The organism is Variovorax xiamenensis (genome assembly GCF_050916385.1).
Classification (GTDB): Bacteria; Pseudomonadota; Gammaproteobacteria; order Burkholderiales; family Burkholderiaceae_C; genus Variovorax.
This window is the reverse complement of sequence record NZ_CP139038.1, coordinates 194,555-210,434: the sequence shown is the minus strand read 5'-3', so window position 1 is coordinate 210,434 and position 15,880 is coordinate 194,555. Positions and strand designations below refer to the sequence as shown.

At 70.7% G+C, this 15,880-nt stretch carries 17 protein-coding genes; 11 read left to right on the top strand and 6 right to left on the bottom strand.

Annotated features, from left to right (window positions below; all coding sequences use genetic code 11):
• Positions 1-648 (top strand): ANTAR domain-containing response regulator, encoded by a 648-nt coding sequence (locus tag SFB74_RS00915; protein WP_432728798.1) that lies wholly within the window; start codon positions 1-3, stop codon positions 646-648.
• Positions 649-665: 17 nt separating this feature from the next.
• Here the strand turns inward: SFB74_RS00915 and SFB74_RS00910 are convergent, their stop codons facing one another.
• Complete coding sequence (locus SFB74_RS00910; protein WP_432728797.1) at positions 666-1,559, bottom strand: LysR family transcriptional regulator; 894 nt, start codon at positions 1,557-1,559, stop codon at positions 666-668.
• 78 nt (positions 1,560-1,637) lie between these two features.
• On the opposite strand from SFB74_RS00910, the gene SFB74_RS00905 reads away from it, so the two are divergent.
• The 3 genes from SFB74_RS00905 to SFB74_RS00895 all read left to right on the top strand — a co-directional run bounded on the left by SFB74_RS00905 (position 1,638) and on the right by SFB74_RS00895 (position 3,956).
• The gene (locus SFB74_RS00905) at positions 1,638-1,859 is read left to right on the top strand and encodes a DUF1127 domain-containing protein (protein WP_240652269.1); all 222 of its coding nucleotides are present in this window, start codon (positions 1,638-1,640) and stop codon (positions 1,857-1,859) included.
• A 74-nt stretch (positions 1,860-1,933) separates the two neighbouring features.
• Positions 1,934-3,625: a hypothetical protein gene (locus tag SFB74_RS00900; RefSeq protein WP_432728796.1), complete on the top strand. Its 1,692-nt coding sequence runs from the start codon at positions 1,934-1,936 to the stop codon at positions 3,623-3,625.
• A gap of 25 nt (positions 3,626-3,650) precedes the next feature.
• Positions 3,651-3,956, top strand: coding sequence for a hypothetical protein (locus tag SFB74_RS00895; RefSeq protein ID WP_432728795.1), 306 nt, complete (start codon positions 3,651-3,653; stop codon positions 3,954-3,956).
• Between the two features lie 12 nt (positions 3,957-3,968).
• On the opposite strand, the gene SFB74_RS00890 is transcribed toward SFB74_RS00895, so the two are convergent.
• Positions 3,969-5,009 (bottom strand): LacI family DNA-binding transcriptional regulator, encoded by a 1,041-nt coding sequence (locus tag SFB74_RS00890; protein WP_432728794.1) that lies wholly within the window; start codon positions 5,007-5,009, stop codon positions 3,969-3,971.
• A gap of 130 nt (positions 5,010-5,139) precedes the next feature.
• Between SFB74_RS00890 and SFB74_RS00885 the strand changes: the two genes are divergently transcribed.
• The 7 genes from SFB74_RS00885 (at position 5,140) to SFB74_RS00855 (ending at position 11,808) form a co-directional block, all read left to right on the top strand.
• On the top strand, positions 5,140-6,006 hold the full coding sequence (locus SFB74_RS00885) for a dioxygenase (RefSeq protein WP_432728793.1): 867 nt from the start codon (positions 5,140-5,142) through the stop codon (positions 6,004-6,006).
• Positions 6,007-6,029: 23 nt separating this feature from the next.
• Entirely contained in the window at positions 6,030-6,794 is a 765-nt protein-coding gene (locus SFB74_RS00880) for an SDR family NAD(P)-dependent oxidoreductase (RefSeq protein WP_432728791.1), read from the top strand.
• Positions 6,791-7,681, top strand: coding sequence for a 3-keto-5-aminohexanoate cleavage protein (locus SFB74_RS00875; protein WP_432728790.1), 891 nt, complete (start codon positions 6,791-6,793; stop codon positions 7,679-7,681). Before SFB74_RS00880 ends, SFB74_RS00875 begins: the two co-directional genes overlap by 4 nt.
• A 3-nt stretch (positions 7,682-7,684) precedes the next feature.
• The gene (locus tag SFB74_RS00870; RefSeq protein ID WP_432728789.1) at positions 7,685-8,692 is read left to right on the top strand and encodes a quinone oxidoreductase family protein; all 1,008 of its coding nucleotides are present in this window, start codon (positions 7,685-7,687) and stop codon (positions 8,690-8,692) included.
• Positions 8,693-8,718: 26 nt separating this feature from the next.
• Positions 8,719-9,075 carry a cupin domain-containing protein gene (locus tag SFB74_RS00865; RefSeq protein ID WP_432728788.1) on the top strand — a complete coding sequence of 119 codons (357 nt, stop codon included), beginning with the start codon at positions 8,719-8,721 and terminating at the stop codon, positions 9,073-9,075.
• Between the two features lie 65 nt (positions 9,076-9,140).
• A complete protein-coding gene (locus SFB74_RS00860) occupies positions 9,141-10,130 on the top strand; it encodes a tripartite tricarboxylate transporter substrate binding protein (RefSeq protein WP_432728787.1) in 990 nt (329 codons plus the stop codon).
• Between the two features lies 1 nt (position 10,131).
• Positions 10,132-11,808 carry an amidohydrolase gene (locus SFB74_RS00855; protein ID WP_432728786.1) on the top strand — a complete coding sequence of 559 codons (1,677 nt, stop codon included), beginning with the start codon at positions 10,132-10,134 and terminating at the stop codon, positions 11,806-11,808.
• A 7-nt stretch (positions 11,809-11,815) separates the two neighbouring features.
• Here SFB74_RS00855 and SFB74_RS00850 read toward each other — a convergent pair whose 3' ends face one another.
• The 4 genes from SFB74_RS00850 to SFB74_RS00835 all read right to left on the bottom strand — a co-directional run bounded on the left by SFB74_RS00850 (position 11,816) and on the right by SFB74_RS00835 (position 15,870).
• Entirely contained in the window at positions 11,816-12,475 is a 660-nt protein-coding gene (locus SFB74_RS00850) for a uracil-DNA glycosylase family protein (protein WP_432728785.1), read from the bottom strand.
• On the bottom strand, positions 12,411-13,238 hold the full coding sequence (locus tag SFB74_RS00845) for an isocitrate lyase/PEP mutase family protein (RefSeq protein ID WP_432728784.1): 828 nt from the start codon (positions 13,236-13,238) through the stop codon (positions 12,411-12,413). The genes SFB74_RS00850 and SFB74_RS00845 overlap by 65 nt, the downstream gene beginning before the upstream one ends.
• Before the next feature lie 72 nt (positions 13,239-13,310).
• Positions 13,311-14,696 (bottom strand): L-serine ammonia-lyase, encoded by a 1,386-nt coding sequence (locus SFB74_RS00840; protein WP_432732040.1) that lies wholly within the window; start codon positions 14,694-14,696, stop codon positions 13,311-13,313.
• A 4-nt stretch (positions 14,697-14,700) separates the two neighbouring features.
• On the bottom strand, positions 14,701-15,870 hold the full coding sequence (locus SFB74_RS00835) for a M20 aminoacylase family protein (RefSeq protein WP_432728783.1): 1,170 nt from the start codon (positions 15,868-15,870) through the stop codon (positions 14,701-14,703).
• Positions 15,871-15,880 lie beyond the last annotated feature (10 nt).

The window sequence follows — 15,880 nt, the reverse complement described above, 5'->3', positions numbered from 1 at the left end:
GTGGACGGCCCGGCTCCGAAACGGCACACCCTGCGCGTCACGCCGCCGCAGCTGAAGGAGCTGCGGCTGCTGAAGATCGCGGTGATCCACCCCGACGACAGCGACGGCCGCCAGCTCACGCAGCAGTTGCAGCGCATCGGCTGCCAGGTGCAGGCCTTCTGGCCGCCGGTGCAGGTGCTGCCCGAGGGCATTGACGTGGCCTTCATGGCGGTGCAGCCCGACTTCATCAACCTGCGCTTCGAGTGGACCCGCAGCGAGGACGCGCCGGCCATCATCGCGGTGGTGACCTACGAGAACCCGACGATCATCGAGGCGGTGCTGGAGATCGGCGCCAAGGCGGTGCTGCCTTCGCCGGTGCGCTCGTTCGGCCTGTTCTCGGCGCTGGTGGTGGCGCGCGAGGCGCACAAGGAGGCGCGCTCGCTGGCCAAGCGGCTGCGCAAGGTCGAGGCCAAGCTGCTGGGCCAGCGCCGCATCGCCGAGGCCAAGGCGATATTGATGAAGACGCACGACGTGTCGGAGGGCCAGGCCTACGACCTGATCCGCGACCAGGCCATGAGCAAGCGCACGACCACGGAAGACATCGCCACGGCCATCGTCAACGCCAACGAGATCCTCTCGCTGGGCATGCGCAAGCCCGACGCCGCCTGACCCGCGGCAGCCCGGCCTCAGGCCTGGCTGAAGGTCTTCAGCACCTCGAGCACGCTCAGCGTTGCGCCGTCGAGCAGCGCGTGCTGGCGGTGCGCGATGCCGACGCGGCGCGTGAGCTTCGGGCTCACCGGCAGGATCTGCATGCGGTCGTTGCTCGGCAAGGTATCGGTGGACTGCTGCAGCGGCAGCAGCGCGGCGCCATAGCCGGCCGCCACCAGGCTGCGCATGGCGGCGTCGTAGTTGAGCTCGATGCGCGCGCGCGGCGCGAAGCCGGCGGCGGCGAACCACTCCATGGTGAGGCGGTACATGTGCGTGGTCGCCTCGTTGAAGATCAGCGGCTGCGCCGCCAGCCACGCGGGCGTGACGCGCTTCGGCGCCTTCCAGCGGCGCGGCACGAAGGCCATCATGGGCTGCTCGCACCAGGGCGTGACGACGATGCCGCGCAGCGGCGGCTGCGGAATGGCGACGAGGCCGATGTCGAGCGTGCCCGCCGCCAGCCGCTCCATGGCCTCGTAGGAGCCGCGGATGCTCACCTCGACGTCGATGCCCGAATGCTCCGCGCCCAGCGCCTCCAGCACCTGCGGCAGCAGGTCGACCAGCACGCCGGTGGATGTGCCCAGCCGCACGCGGCCGGTGCGCCCCTCGGCCTGGCGCTTGACCGCCTCGACCGCGTCGTCGGTGTCGCGCAGCAGCTTGCGCCCGCGCTCCACCAGCGCGGCCCCTGCCGCTGTCGGCGTGATGCGGCGGTTGCCGCGCACCACCAGCGGCGCGCCCAGGCGCGATTCGAGTTCGCTGATGTGCAGGCTCACCGTGGGCTGGGCAAGGTGCAGCGCCTGGGCGGCGGCCGAGAAGGTGCCGAGGTCGACGATGGCGATGAGGGTGCGCAGTTGGTCGAGGTTGAGCTGTCGCATGGTTCCGTGCCGGTATCAGGAAGCCTGATTGCCAGGCTCAGAATTCTCAACTTCCACAATATCACGCCCGGCGGGAAGATGAGCGCACCAACCAAGGAGCCCATCGTGAATGCGCCGAAGCCAACGTCCTTTCATCAACGCCTGATCCATGCCCTGCGCGGCTGGCGCCGCCGCGTGGTGAATCGCCGCCGCGCACGCGCCGATTCGCGGCACCTCGCCGGCATGAGCGAGCACGAGCTGCGCGACCTGGGCATCGGACGCAGCGAAGTGCCCGGGCTGCTGGACGAGCACCGGTACTGAGCACGGAGCCTTTCTGTCTTCTATTGCCGGCATCTTCTTCAGGTAACGCCCCGTTTTGAGGTTCAAATCGGGGCGTGCCCAAGCCAGCCCCACACGCCAATCACGTTTCCATCGAGCTCACCTCGCCGCAGTCGGTGAACGGCAGGCGCGCCGCGTTCCAGTCGCTGTGGCTGCTGGTGCGCATGCAGCACGCCCATGAAGCCAATGCCGGCGTCGTGCGGCTGGCCGACCTGCGCGGCGAGGTGTCCGACGCCAGCACGCTGCGCATGGTCGTGAGCCGTGCATTCCGCGACTTCAAGACCTGGGGCATCGACGCCGGCTGGGGCGAGGACACGCAGCGCGAGCCCCGCTTCCTGAACGCCGAGCGGCGCAGCCAGGGCCCGTTCTGGCTGCCCGCCGCCGAGGCGAAGCGCGTGCGCGTGCTGGTGGAAGGCCGCGCGGCCACCGCCACCGAGATCGCCTCCTTCCTCGGACTGCGCTCCCGCAAGCATCAGCAGGCCGCCGGCTCGCCGCCACCGGATGCGGTGCATCTGCAGGACGCGGCTTTCTGGAAGCAGCTCGTCGCCTCGCAGCAGGCGGCGCGACAGGGGCGGCTGATGGCGCCCGTTGCCGGCGACAAGGCCGGCGAGAACGCGGGCGGCAGCGCCCTCGAATCGATCCGCCTCGCCGGCACGCTGGCCGCCACCGACTTCCAGCGTGCGCTGGTCACGCTCAACGAGGCCATGCTGTGGCGCCGCCTCGGCGACAACGAGCAGGCGCGGCGGCGGCTGCAGGCGCTCAAGAAACAGCGGCTCGCGCACCACGTGGCGGGCAACGACTACCTGGGCGCGATGGAATGCATCGTCTCCGCATGGTGCGCCTACACGGCGCGCGACCTGCCGTTGGCGCAGTCGCTGCTGAGCGGCATGGCCGAGGACGCCGTGCGCGGGCTGGTGCTGCGCCATCACCCCGACGTGCGCTTCGAGTGGTGCAACCTGTGGGCGCTGGCCTGCCGCTCGCGCGCGCTGGCGCTGTCGGCCGACGACAAGCCCGCCGCCGCCGCGCTGGCGGAGGAGTCGCTGCAGCGCTTCGGCGAGGCGCTGGCGGCCGCCTTCGAGTCGCACTCCTTCGACGCGGCGCAGCACGTGGCCGCCAACATGGGCATGGCCGCGTGGCTCTTCGACCGAGTCGGGCTGGCCGACCTGCCCGCGCTGGCGCACGACGGCAACACCGACACCACCCGCCGCGCGGTGCAGTGGATCGCCTTCAGCGAATGGCTCTGCGGCCACACCGACGGCCAGGGCCGCTCGGCGTGGAACGCGATCTACCTTATGCGCATCGCGCGCGGGCACTGCCGGCCCGAGCAGCAGCCCACGCTCACGCAGTTCCGCGCACAGAAGCCGCTGGACCCGGCCGCCATCTCGAAGCTGGCCGGCCCGCTCGCCGACGCCTTCGACGCGACCAACTGGCCCGCGCGCTGGGTGCAGGTGGCGCAGGCGCGGCTGGCCGACCACCAGGCCGGACGCCGCCGCTACCCGGGCCTGCAACACTGCAGCCTGCTGTTCGAGCACGCTTGGTACGCGGCGCATGCGGGCGACCTGAAGGCGGCCGAACAATCGCTGGCGCTGCTGCGCGAGGCGCTGCCGCAACTGGTGCCGAGCGACCGCGCCTACTTCACCGAGTCGTGGAACGACACGCTGCCGGCCGAGCTGGTGCTGGAGGCGAAGCCGCCGCGCCGGCCCGCCGCGCGCAGGAAACCCACGCAGCGCGCGGCTGTGGCACGCTAGCCGGAAACGTCGTTCTCATCCGAGCATGTCCGACAAGCCCAACGACCCCATCGACCTGGCCGCGCACCGCGAACGCCGCGCGCGGCTGCAGCGAACGGACGTCTCGCCGCCGGAGTCCGACCCGGACGAGGTGCCCTGCCCGCGCTGCAAGGAACCGATCTACGGCAAGGTGCGGCAGTGCCCCCATTGCGGCGTGTATTTCGTCGGCAGCGCCGCGGACTTCGCGCCCAGGCCGAAGATGTCGCTGCGCGCCAAGTGCATCGTCGCGCTGGTCACGCTGGTGCTGCTCTACATGGGGTTCAGCGACGACCTCGCCCGCTGGTGGTGGTAGGCCCGCCGCGGCTCAGCGCGTGCCAGCCGGCGCGGCGGTCGACTTGCGCACCACCAGCTCCGGGCGCAGCACCACGGTCGAGGCCGACATCGAGTGGCCGTCGATCTCCTCGAACAGCATCTCGGCCGCGCGCCAGCCGAGTTCGCGGTGCGGCAGGCGGATGGTGGTGAGCGGCGGGTCGACCATGTCGACCAGCGGCATGTCGTTGTGGCCGGTGACTGAAATGTCCTGCGGCACGCGCAGGCCCGCCTCGCGCAGCGCGTCGTAGGCGCCCAGCGCGACGAGGTCGTTGCAGCACACCACGGCCTGCGGCGGGGCGCCGGCCGCGAGCATCTGCTTCATCGCCTCGGCGCCGGCCTCGCGGCTGTAGCTCGCGCACTCGGTCACGCGGAAAGGCTTCATGCGGTGGTCGCGCAGGGCCTGCTCCACGCCCAGGCGGCGGCCCACGCCGGTGGGAATGGTCTGCGGGCCCGCAAGATGCGCGATGCGCTTGTGGCCGAGCGCAATCAGGTGGTCGACCGCGAGCTTCATCGCCAGCCGGTCGTCGCTCACCACGGCCGGCAGGCGGCCGGTCTCGTCGGCGCGGTTGACCAGCACGGCCGTCATGCCCGCCTTGGTGACGAAGTCGACCAGCGGATCGTCGCGCGTGGCGGTGGCCATGACCACGCCGTCGACGCGCTGCGCCAGCATGCGCTCCAGCACGGGCCGCGCGAGCGCGTGGTCGACCACGTTGGTGACGAACACGAAGTACCCGCGCGCGGCGGCGCTGGCCTCTATGCCCTGCAGGATCGGCGGAAACACCGCGTTGGTGATGTCGGGCACCAGCACGCCGATGGTGTGGGTGCGCCCCGTGCGCAGCGCCGAGGCCGCGCGGTTGGGCCGGTAGCCCAGCCGTTGCGCAGCCTCCTCGACCACGCGCAGCACCTCCTCGCTGATCAGCGAACGCTTCTCGGGGCTGAGCGCGCGCGAGACGGTGGACACGTGCACGCCGGCGGCGCGGGCGACGTCGCGGATGGTGACGGGTGAGGACGGGGCGGGTTGGTTGGCGCTCATTGGTGCAAACGATTGTCGCCGGGTGCAGTGGCTTCAGGCGGCTTTCTGCCATTCAGACACCCCGGATTGCTGCCATTTTACTTTTTGGCGATTTGGACTAATATCGTGCAAACGATTGCAAAGACTTGCCATGAACATCGCCACCTCCCCCCACTCGGTGCTGGGCCACGTGCTCGACGCCATGAGACACACGCCCGACCCCAGGCTGCGCACCGTGATGGAAGCGGTCACGCGCCACCTGCACGCGCTGGTCCAGGAAGTGAAGCTGACGGAAGAAGAGTTCGAGCAGGCGCTCGAATTCATCGTCGCCATCGGCCAGGCCACCGGCGAGACCAAGAACGAGGTGGTGCTGGCGGCGGACATCCTGGGCGTGTCGACCGTGGTCGCGCTGCAGAACAACCAGGACCCGCAGGGCGAATCGCCGGCCGCGCTACTTGGGCCCTTCTGGCGCGCCAACGCGCCGGCCTGCGCGCAGGGCGAGAGCATCGCGCGCTCGGGCACGCCGGGCACCCCGCTCGAGGTGACGGGCACGGTGCACGACCACGAGGGCCGGCCGGTGGCCGATGCCACCGTCGACGTGTGGCAGGCCTCGCCGGTCGGCCTCTACGAGAACCAGGACCCGTCGCAGGAAGACATGAACCTGCGCGGGCGCTTTTCCACCGACGCCGAGGGCCGCTTCCATTTCCGCAGCGTGCGCCCGGCCGGCTACCCGGTGCCGACCGACGGCCCCTGCGGCGTGCTGCTGCGCGCGCAGAAGCGCCACCCGAACCGGCCCGCGCACCTGCACTTCATGGTGAGCAAGCCGGGACACAAGGTGCTCATCACGCAGGTGTTCGCCGATGACGACGAGAACCTGGAGAGCGACCCGACCTTCGGCGTGACGCGCCGCTTGATCGGCCGCTTCGCGCTCGCTCCTGACGGAAAGAGTGCCTCGCTGCACCACGACTTCGAGCTCGAACCCGGCGAGATGAAGTTCCCCCGCCCACCCATTCCCTGAATCAACTCTTCCGCACCACATCCATGAGCTTCGACCCAGTCTCCAGACTAGACGGCAAGGTCGCCGTCATCACCGGCGGCCTAGGCGCCATCGGCTACGCCACCGCCACGCGCCTCGCCGCGCTGGGCGCCACCTGCGTGCTGCTGCACCGCAAGGGCGACGATGCCGCGGCCCGCGCGGCCGCCCTGCCCTCGGCCAACGGCCAGCGCCACGCGGCGATCCGCGCCGACATCGTCGACACGCCGAGCCTCGTCGCCGCCGCCGCCGAGGTGAAGGCCACGCTCGGACGCTGCGACATCCTGGTCAACAGCGCGGGCCACACGAAGCCCGTGCCGGCCGCCGACCTCGACGCGCTGACCGACGAGCTCATCGACGACATCGTGCGTTCCAACTTCCGCGGCGTGTTCGCCACCATCCGTGCCTTCGCGCCGATGCTCAAGGCCAGCGGCGACGGACTGGTGGCCAACATCTCGTCCATCGCGGGCTTCACCGGCGTGGGCAGCAACCTCGCCTACGTGGCGGCCAAGGCCGGGCTCGACGTGGTGGGCGATGCGCTGGCCAAGGCGCTGGCACCCGTCGTGCGCGTGGTGTCGGTCTCGCCGGGCGCGGTGGAATCGGGCTTCGTGCCGGGGCGCGGCGCGGAGTTCGCCAGCAAGATGGCCAGCACCACGCCACTGGGCCGCATCGGCCAGCCCGAGGACGTGGCCGCCACGGTCGAGGCGCTGGCCACCACCATGCGCTTCGTCACCGGCACGCGCATCGTGGTCGACGGAGGGCGCCACCTGTGAGCACCGCCAAGACACTCATCACCTGCGCCGTCACGGGCAACCTCGTGAAGCCGGAGCAGACGCCGCACCTGCCGATCACGCCGGTGCAGATCGCCGACGAATGCCTGGCCGCCGCCGAAGCCGGCGCGAGCCAGGTGCACATCCACGTGCGCAACCCCGAGACCGGCAGGCCCTCGATGGAAGTCGAGCTCTATCGCGAGGTGGTGGACCGCATCCGGCGCGGCAACCGCGAGCTGATCGTCAACCTCACGACCGGCCCCGGCGGGCGCTTCATTCCCAGCGAGGACGACCCGAAGGTCGCCGCGCCCGGCACCACGCTGCTGCCGCCCGAGAAGCGCGTGGAGCACATCGCGCTCATCAGGCCCGACGTGTGCTCGCTCGACCTGAACACCATGAACTCCGGCCCCGACGTGGTCATCAACACGCCGAGGAACGTGCGGCGCATGGCGAAGGTGATGCGCGAGGCGGGCGTGAAGCCCGAACTGGAGATATTCGACTCGGGCGACATCAACCTCGCGCTCGACCTCATCGCCGACGGCACGCTCGACGGCCCCGCCATGTGGACCTTCGTTCTCGGCGTGAAGTACGGCTTCGCCCCCACGCCCGAGACGCTGCTCTACGCACGCAACATGCTGCCGCGCGGCGCCTTCTGGAGCGCCTTCGGCATCGGGCGCATGGAGTTCCCGATCGTCGCGCAGGCCTGGCTGCTGGGCGGCCACGTGCGCGTGGGGATGGAAGACAACATCTACCTCGAGAAGGGCGTGCTCGCCGAGAGCAATGCGCAGCTGGTGGCGAAGGCGCGCGACATCCTCGTGAGCCTGGGCGGCGAAGTCGCCAACCCGCGCGAGGCCCGCGCCATGCTGGGCCTGCCCGATGCGAGGAGCTGAACGATGAGCGCAGCAGCCATGCACCCCGCCCACAGCTCGCGCGCACTGCGCGTGAACGAGAAAGCCGCCGACCTCGACGCGTTGCGGCTCGAAGCGGCGCCGCAGGCCGAGCCCGTGCCGCCGCCCGGCCACGCCGTGGTGCGCGTCGCCGCCGCCGCGGTGAACCCCAGCGACGTGAAGGCCACGCTGGGCATCATGCCGCAGGCGGTCTGGCCCCGGACACCCGGCCGCGACTTCGCGGGCACCGTGGTGAGCGGCCCTTCGGAGTGGATCGGCCGCGAGGTCTACGGCTCCGGGGGCGACGTGGGCATCACGCGCGACGGCTCGCATGCGCGCTACCTGGTGCTGCCCGAGCAGGCGCTGCGCGCCAAGCCTCGCGGTATCTCGATGGACGAGGCCGGCGCGGTGGGCGTGCCCTTCGTCACCGCCTACGAGGGCTTCCGCCGCAGCGGCATGCCGCAGGCCGGCCAGACGGTGCTGGTGCTGGGCGCCAACGGCAAGGTCGGGCAGGCGGCGGTGCAGCTCGCCTCGCAGGCCGGCGCGCGCGTGATCGCGGTGCAGCGGCATGCAGGCCCTTTCCAGGGCTTCGCGGCCGGACCGGTGGACACGATCGACGCGCGCCACCACGCCGACGTGGGCGCACGGGTGCGCGAGCTCACCGACGGACGCGGCGCGAACATCGTCTACAACACCGTGGGCAGTGCCTACTTCGAGGCGGCCAACAAGGCGATGGCCAAGGGCGCGACGCAGATCTTCATCGCCACGCACGACCGCGCGGTGCCCTTCGACATCTTCGCGTTCTACCGCGGCATGCACACCTACGTGGGCATCGACTCGCTGGCGATGGACTGCATTGCCAGCACCGCGCAGCTCGACGCCATGCGCGAGGGCTTCGAGCGCGGCACGCTGAAGCCCTTTCCGGTGGCACGCCACTTCACGCTCGACGAGGCGCACGACGCCTACCGGCTGGTGCTCTCCGGCAGCACCGACCGCGTCGTGCTGCGCCCCTGAGTCCTTTCCCTTCCGGAGCACACCCCATGCACGTGACCCGCTTCAGCGAGGCGCCGCACTACGAGGCGCCCAATCATTTCGACATGCGCTGCCTGCGCCTGCAGGGCAAGGAAGCCGGCCCCTCCACGCAGATGTGGATGGGCATGAGCCAGATCCTTCCCGGCGGCCGCACCGGCCTCGACGGCTCGCCGATGGAAAAGCTCTATCTCGTGCTCGAGGGCCAGCTGCACGTGGTCGGCGAGATCGATGGCACGCGCCAGGAAGAAGTGCTCGGCCCCTACGACAGCTGCCGCTTCGCGCCCGGCGAGAAGCGCCAGCTGGAGAACCGCGGCAACCGGCCGGTGCTGGTGGCGCTGGTGATGCCGAACGCGCCGCCCGCGTAGCACGGCCCCTTCCCTTTTCCCGGTCATTCATCGCTCAACCAAATAGATCAACGGAGACAAGACGCATGAAGAAGACTTTCAACCGGAGCCGCCGCCACACGCTGGCGATGGCGGCCGCCCTCGCGGCCTGCGCGCTCACGGGCGCCCACGCGCAGGGGCCATGGCCCGGCACGCAGGCGGTCAGGCTGGTCGTGCCTTTCACCGCAGGCAGCGGCACCGACATCGTCGCTCGCCTCGTGGCCGAGAAGCTCGGGCCCGCGCTGGGCACCAGCGTGATCGTGGACAACAAGCCCGGCGCGGGCGGCACGCTGGGCGCGGCTATCGTGGCCAAGTCGCCGGCCGACGGCTACACGCTGCTGGTGCACTCGGCCGGCCACCTCGTGAACCCGTGGATCTACAAGGGCCTGTCGTACGACACCATCAAGGACTTCACCGGCATCACGCCGATGGCCAGCCTGCCCAACGTGCTGGTGACGGCGCCCTCGCACTTCGCGGACGTGAAGGATCTGGTGGCCAAGGCGAAGGCCAAGCCAGGCGGCCTCAACTACGCCTCCGCCGGCAACGGCTCGGCCACGCACATGAACGCCGAGGTGTTCCGGCTCGCGGCCGGCGTCGACGCGCAGCACGTGCCCTTCCGCGGCACGCCCGAGGCCATGACGGAGGTGATGGCCGGACGCGTCGACTGGTTCTTCGCGCCGATGGTGTCGGCCCTGCCGCTGATCCAGACCGGCAAGCTGCAGGCGCTGGCCGTGGGCACGGGCAAGCGCTCGTCGGCGCTGCCGAACGCGCCGACGACTGTGGAAGCCGGCGTGCCGGGCTCCGAGTACCTGTTCTGGGTCGGCCTGTTCGCGCCCGCGAAGACACCGCAGCCGGTGGTCGACCGCCTGCAGGCCGAGGTCGCGAAGATCATGGCGTCGCCCGAGCTGAAGGAGCGGCTGGAGAAGCTGGGCGCCGAGCCGTTCACGATGCCTTCGGCGCAGTTCAACAAGTTCATCGTCGACGAGACGGCGAAGGCTCAACAGGTCGTGAAGGCCGCCAGCATCAAGGTCGACTGACATGGCACGCACACTCCTCTCGGCGGCGGCCATCGCCGCCAGCCTGCTGCTGCCCGTCGCCGCGCAGGCGCAACCGGCAGACCTCGTCGTCACCAACGCGAAGATCGCCACGCTCGACGCCGCCGGCACCATGGCGCAGGCCATCGCCGTGCGCGACGGCCGCATCGTTGCCGTGGGCAGCACAGCGCAGATGGGCGCTTTCACGAGCCCCGCGACACGCACGGTCGACGCGGGCGGCCGCACCGTCATTCCGGGCCTGATCGATTCGCACATGCACGCGGTGCGCGCGGCGCTGAGCTACTCCACCGAGGTCAACTGGATCGGCGCCGGCACCATCGCCGAGGCGATGGCGCGCATCCGCACCGCGGCGGCGAACGCGCGTCCCGGCGGCTGGCTGATCGTGGCCGGCGGCTGGACCGAGCAGCAGTTCGCCGAACGCCGCCGCCCCACGATGGCCGAGCTGCAGGAGGCCGCGCCGAACAACCCGGTGTACGTGCAGCTCTTCTACGAGGCGGTGGTGATGACGCCCAAGGCGCTGGAAGCGCTGGGCGTCGCGCCCGGCACGCTGCCCGCCGGCATGAAGCCGACGCCCGACGGCGCGCCGGGCTGGATGAGCGGCGACATCGTCGGCATCTCGGCGCTCTTCGACAAGCTGCCCAAGCCCACCTACGACGACAACGTGGCCGGCACGCGCGCCTTCTTCACCGAGCTGAACCGCCTGGGCATCACCGGGCTGGTGGACCCGGGCGGCTTCAGCATCGCGCCCTCGCAGTACGCGGCGCTGTTCGAGCTGTGGCGCGAGAAGGCGCTGACGCTGCGCGTGGCCTACAGCGTGTTCGCGCAGAAGCCCGGCGCCGAGCTGCAGGAGTTCCGCGATCTCACGCAGATGCTGCCGATGGGCTTCGGCGACGACATGCTCAAGTTCAACGGCCTGGGCGAACGCGTGACGCTCGCGATGTACAACAACAACTTTCCCGACGAAGCGGCGAAGGCGAAGTTCTACGAGCTCGTCAAATGGGCCGCGCAGCGCAAGCTGGCCGTCACCATCCACTGGCAGGAGAACGGCTCGGTCGACCACCTGCTGGGGCTGTACGAGAAGCTGAACGCCGAGGTGCCGATCAAGGACCTGCGCTGGTCCATCGCCCACCTCGACGACGCCTCGCCCCAGACGCTCGCGCGCATGAAGGCGCTGGGCATCGGCTGGACCATGCAGGACGCGATGTACTTCCAGGGCGACCGCGCTCTCGCCATGCGCGGCGAGGCAGCGCGGCGCATGCCGCCCATAGGCACAGCGCTGCGCACCGGCGTGAACGTGGGCGCCGGCACCGATGCGCATCGCGTGGCCTCGTACAACCCCTTCGTCGCACTGCAGTGGATGCTCGACGGCAAGACGGTGAGCGGCAAGGCCATGCGCGGTGCCGACGAGACGCCCACGCGCGAGCAGGCGCTGCGCCTCTACACACAAGGCAGCGCGTGGTTCAGCTTCGACGAGAACAGGCGCGGCACGCTCGAAGTGGGCAAGCTCGCGGACTTCGCGGTGCTCGACCAGGACTTCTTCGCCGTGCCGCTGGAGCGCATCGGCAAGACGACATCGCTGATGACGGTGGTGGGCGGGCGCGTGGTGTATGCGGCGCGGCCGTTCAACGCCGCGGGTGCGTCGGTCGCCTCGGCGTCCTGAAGACTGCTCAGAGCCCCAGCGCGTGCCGCACCCGCTCGCGCAGCACCGGCAGCACGTCGCTCTCGAACCACGGGTGATGCTTGAGCCAGCCCGTGTTGCGCGGCGACGGATGCGGCAGGGGAATGAAGCGCGGCGCGAAGTCGGCAAACGCCTGCACGGTCTCGGTGACGCCGGCGCTCGCCTTCCTGCCGAGGAAGTGGCGCTGCGAGTACTGGCCGATGAGCAGCGTCAGCTCGACCTGCTTCATCTGCGCGAACAGCCTGTCGTGCCAGAGCTCGGCGCATTCCCTGCGCGGCGGCAGGTCGCCGCTCTTGCCGCGCCCGGGGTAGCAGTAGCCCATCGGCACGATGGCCACGCGCGCGGCGTCGTAGAACACCGTGCGGTCGATGCCGAGCCAGCGGCGAAGCTGGTCGCCGCTGCGGTCGTTCCACGGCACGCCCGTCTGGTGCACCGTGAGGCTGGGCGCCTGACCGACGATCAGCAGCCTGGCGCTCGCGCTGGCCTGCACCACCGGCCTGGGTCCCAGCGGCAGGTGCGCCTCGCACGCATGGCAGGCGCGAACCTCGGCGAGCAGCGCCTGCAAGGACTCGGCCGGCAAGCGCTCAGTCGGCAAAGGGCTTGAAGAAGGCGTTGAGCTCGGCGCCCGGCGCCGCGTCGGCGAAACCATCGAAGCGTCCCTCCGCCAGCGTGCGCGCGGCGCGGATGAAGCCGCCCCAGGCCGCGCGCGCCAGGCCGCCGCCTACGCTCACCCGGCGCACGCCGAGTTCGGCGATGTCCTTCATCGTGAGTTCGCTGGGCGCGCCCACGAGCAGGTTGACCGGCTTGCCTCCCGCGGCGGCGACCACGGCGGCGATCTGCTCGCGGGTCTTGATGCCGGGCGCGTAGAGGCAGTCGGCGCCCGCGTTCGCATAGGCCTTGAGCCGCGCGATGGCGTCGTCGAGGTCGGGACGGCCGACGAAGAAGTTCTCGGCGCGGCCGACCAGCAGCACGTCGACGCCCGATGCATCGATGGCCTTGCGCGCGGTGCGCAGGCGCTCGACCGCCACGTCGACGGGGAAAAGCGGATCGGCGGCGTTGCCCGTCGAATCCTCGATGGAGAGGCCCGCCACGCCCATCTCGACCGCGAGGCTCACGCTCTCGGCCACGCCCTGCGCGTCGGCGGCAAAGCCGTTCTCGAAGTCGGCGTTCACCGGCAGGTCGGAGGCTTCCACGAGTTCGCGCAGGTGCGCCAGGATGTGCTCGCGCGACATCGCGCCGTCCGCATGCCCCTGCGACCAGGCGAAGCCCGAGCTGGTGGTGGCCAGCGCCTTGAAGCCCAGGCCTTCGAGGAAGCGCGCGCTGCCCGTGTCCCAGGGGTTCGGGATGACGAAGCAGCCCTGTTCGTGGAGAGCACGGAAGTCGGCGCGTTTCTGGGCGATGGTGCGGGTCATGGGGCCTCGGCTTTGGATGTTCAAGACGGTGGGCCGGCCATTCTGACGCAGCCTCGCGCCTTCAGCACCCGCTCAGCATTCGACCACGTTCACCGCGAGGCCACCGAGCGAGGTTTCCTTGTAGGTCGCCTTCATGTCCTCGCCGGTCTGCTTCATGGTGCGGATCACCGCGTCGAGCGACACGTAGTGGCTGCCGTCGCCGCGCAGCGCCATGCGCGCCGCGTTGATGGCCTTCACCGCGCCCATTGCGTTGCGCTCCACGCACGGTATCTGCACCATGCCGCCGACCGGGTCGCAGGTGAGGCCGAGGTTGTGCTCCATGCCGATCTCGGCCGCGTTCTCGACCTGCGCCGGCGTGGCGCCCAGCACCGCGGCCAGCGCGCCGGCCGCCATCGAGCAGGCCACGCCGACCTCGCCCTGGCAGCCGACCTCGGCGCCCGAGATGGAGGCGTTGGTCTTGTAGAGCATGCCGATGGCCGCGGCGGTGAGCAGGAAGGCGACGATGCCGTCGTCGCTGGCCTGCGGCACGAAGCGCTGGTAGTAGTGCATCACGGCGGGCACCACGCCGGCCGCGCCGTTGGTGGGCGCGGTGACCACGCGGCCGCCGGCGGCGTTTTCCTCGTTCACGGCCATCGCGAAGGCGTTGACCCAGTCCATCGCAGCGAGCGGATCGGCCGCGCCGGCCTGCGCGAGCAGTTCACGGTGCAGCTCGGGCGCGCGGCGGCGCATGCGCAGCGGGCCGGGCAGCGCCTGCGCGGCCAGCGGGTTGTCGATGCCGAAGCCGCGCTGCACGCACTGCTGCATCACCTGCCAGACGCGCAGCAAGCCGGCGCGCACCTCGGCCTCGGGCCGCCACACGCATTCGTTGCGCATGACGAGCGCGGCCACCGAGAGGCCGTGCTCGCGGCACTGCGCCATGAGTTCGTCGCCGGTCGAGAAAGGATGCGGCACGGCGGCCGCTGCCGCCGCCGTGGCAGCCACGGCCTGGCCGCCCTCGACGACGAAGCCGCCGCCGACCGAGAAATACGTGCCCTCGGCCAGCGCGCCGCCATCGGCCGCGAAGGCGGTGAAGCGCATGGCGTTGGGGTGTTCAGGCAGCGACTCCTCGCCCTTGAAGGCGATGTCGCGCACGCGGTCGAAGTCGATGGGCGTGGTGCCCAGCAGGCTCAGCCGCCCGGTGCGGCGCAACTCCTCCAGCCGGGGCTGCACGGTCTCGGGCCGCACGGTGTCGGGCGCGTCGCCGAAGAGGCCGAGGATCACGCCCTGGTCGGTCGCGTGGCCGTGGCCGGTGGCGCCGAGCGAACCGAACAGGTCCACATGCAGCCGCGCCACCTGCGCGAGCACGCCGCGCGTTTCCAGCGAGCGCGCGAACATGAGCGCCGCGCGCATCGGCCCCACGGTGTGCGAGCTGGACGGGCCGATGCCGATCTTGAAGATGTCGAAGACTGAGAGCATCAGCGCATCATGCGGCCGGGAGCTGCTGTTTGACCAGTGCCACCCAATAGGCCGCGCCCAGCGGCAGGATGTTGTCGTTGAAGTCGTAGTACGGGTTGTGCACGTTCGGGTCGTTCGGGCCCTCGCCCGCGCCGATGCCGATGTAGGCGCCCGGGCGCTTCTGCAGCATGAAGGCGAAGTCTTCCGAGCCCATGGCGGGCGGGATGTCGGTGTGCACCTGCGCAAGCTCCACCAGGCTGGCGGCCGCGGCGATGGCGGCGTCGGTCTCGGCGGGCGTGTTGACCACGCCGGGGTAGCCGCGGCGGTAGTCGAGCGCCACCTTCGCGCCGTGCGTGGCGGCCACGCCGTCGCAGATCTGCTGCATGGCGGCCTGGGTCTTGTCCTGGATGCCGGGGTCGAGCGTGCGCACGGTGCCGCGCAGCACCACCGTTTCGGGAATCACGTTCCAGGTGTCGCCGCCGTGGATCTGCGTGACGCTGACCACGGCCGAATCGGTGGCGCCGGTGCGCCGGCTCACGATGGTCTGCAGCGCGTTGACGAGCTGGGCCGAGACCACCACCGAGTCGATGCCGGTCTCGGGCATGGCGCCGTGGCTGCCCTTGCCGGTGACGACGATCTCGAAGGTGTCGAGAAAGGCCGTCATCGTGCCCTTGCGGATCGCGAACCGGCCGCGCGGCAGGCTCGGGAAGTTGTGCATGCCGTAGACGGCGTTGGCCGGGAACTGCTCGAACAGGCCCTCGTCGACCATCACGCGGCCTCCGCCCTCGTTCTCCTCGGCGGGCTGGAACACGAAGTGCACCGTGCCCTTGAAAGGCTTGTGGCGCGACAGGTGCTCGGCCGCGCCCAGCAGCATCGCGGTGTGGCCGTCGTGGCCGCAGGCGTGCATCTTGCCCACGCACTTGGAGGCATGCGGCTGCGTGCCCAGCTCCTGCATGTTGAGCGCGTCGAGGTCGGCGCGCAGCGCGATGCTCGGGCCCTCGCCGTTCTTCAGCGTGCCGACCACGCCGGTGCCGGCCAGGCCGCGGTGCACGGGCAGGCCCATCAACATCAGCGCGTTGGCGACGACGTTGGCGGTGCGGTGCTCCTCGAACGCGGTCTCGGGGTTGGCGTGGATGTCGCGGCGCCAGGCCAGCATGCGGGCGCGGGTGTCTTCGGCGATTTCGGGGTCGCGGTACATGGTTCTTTTC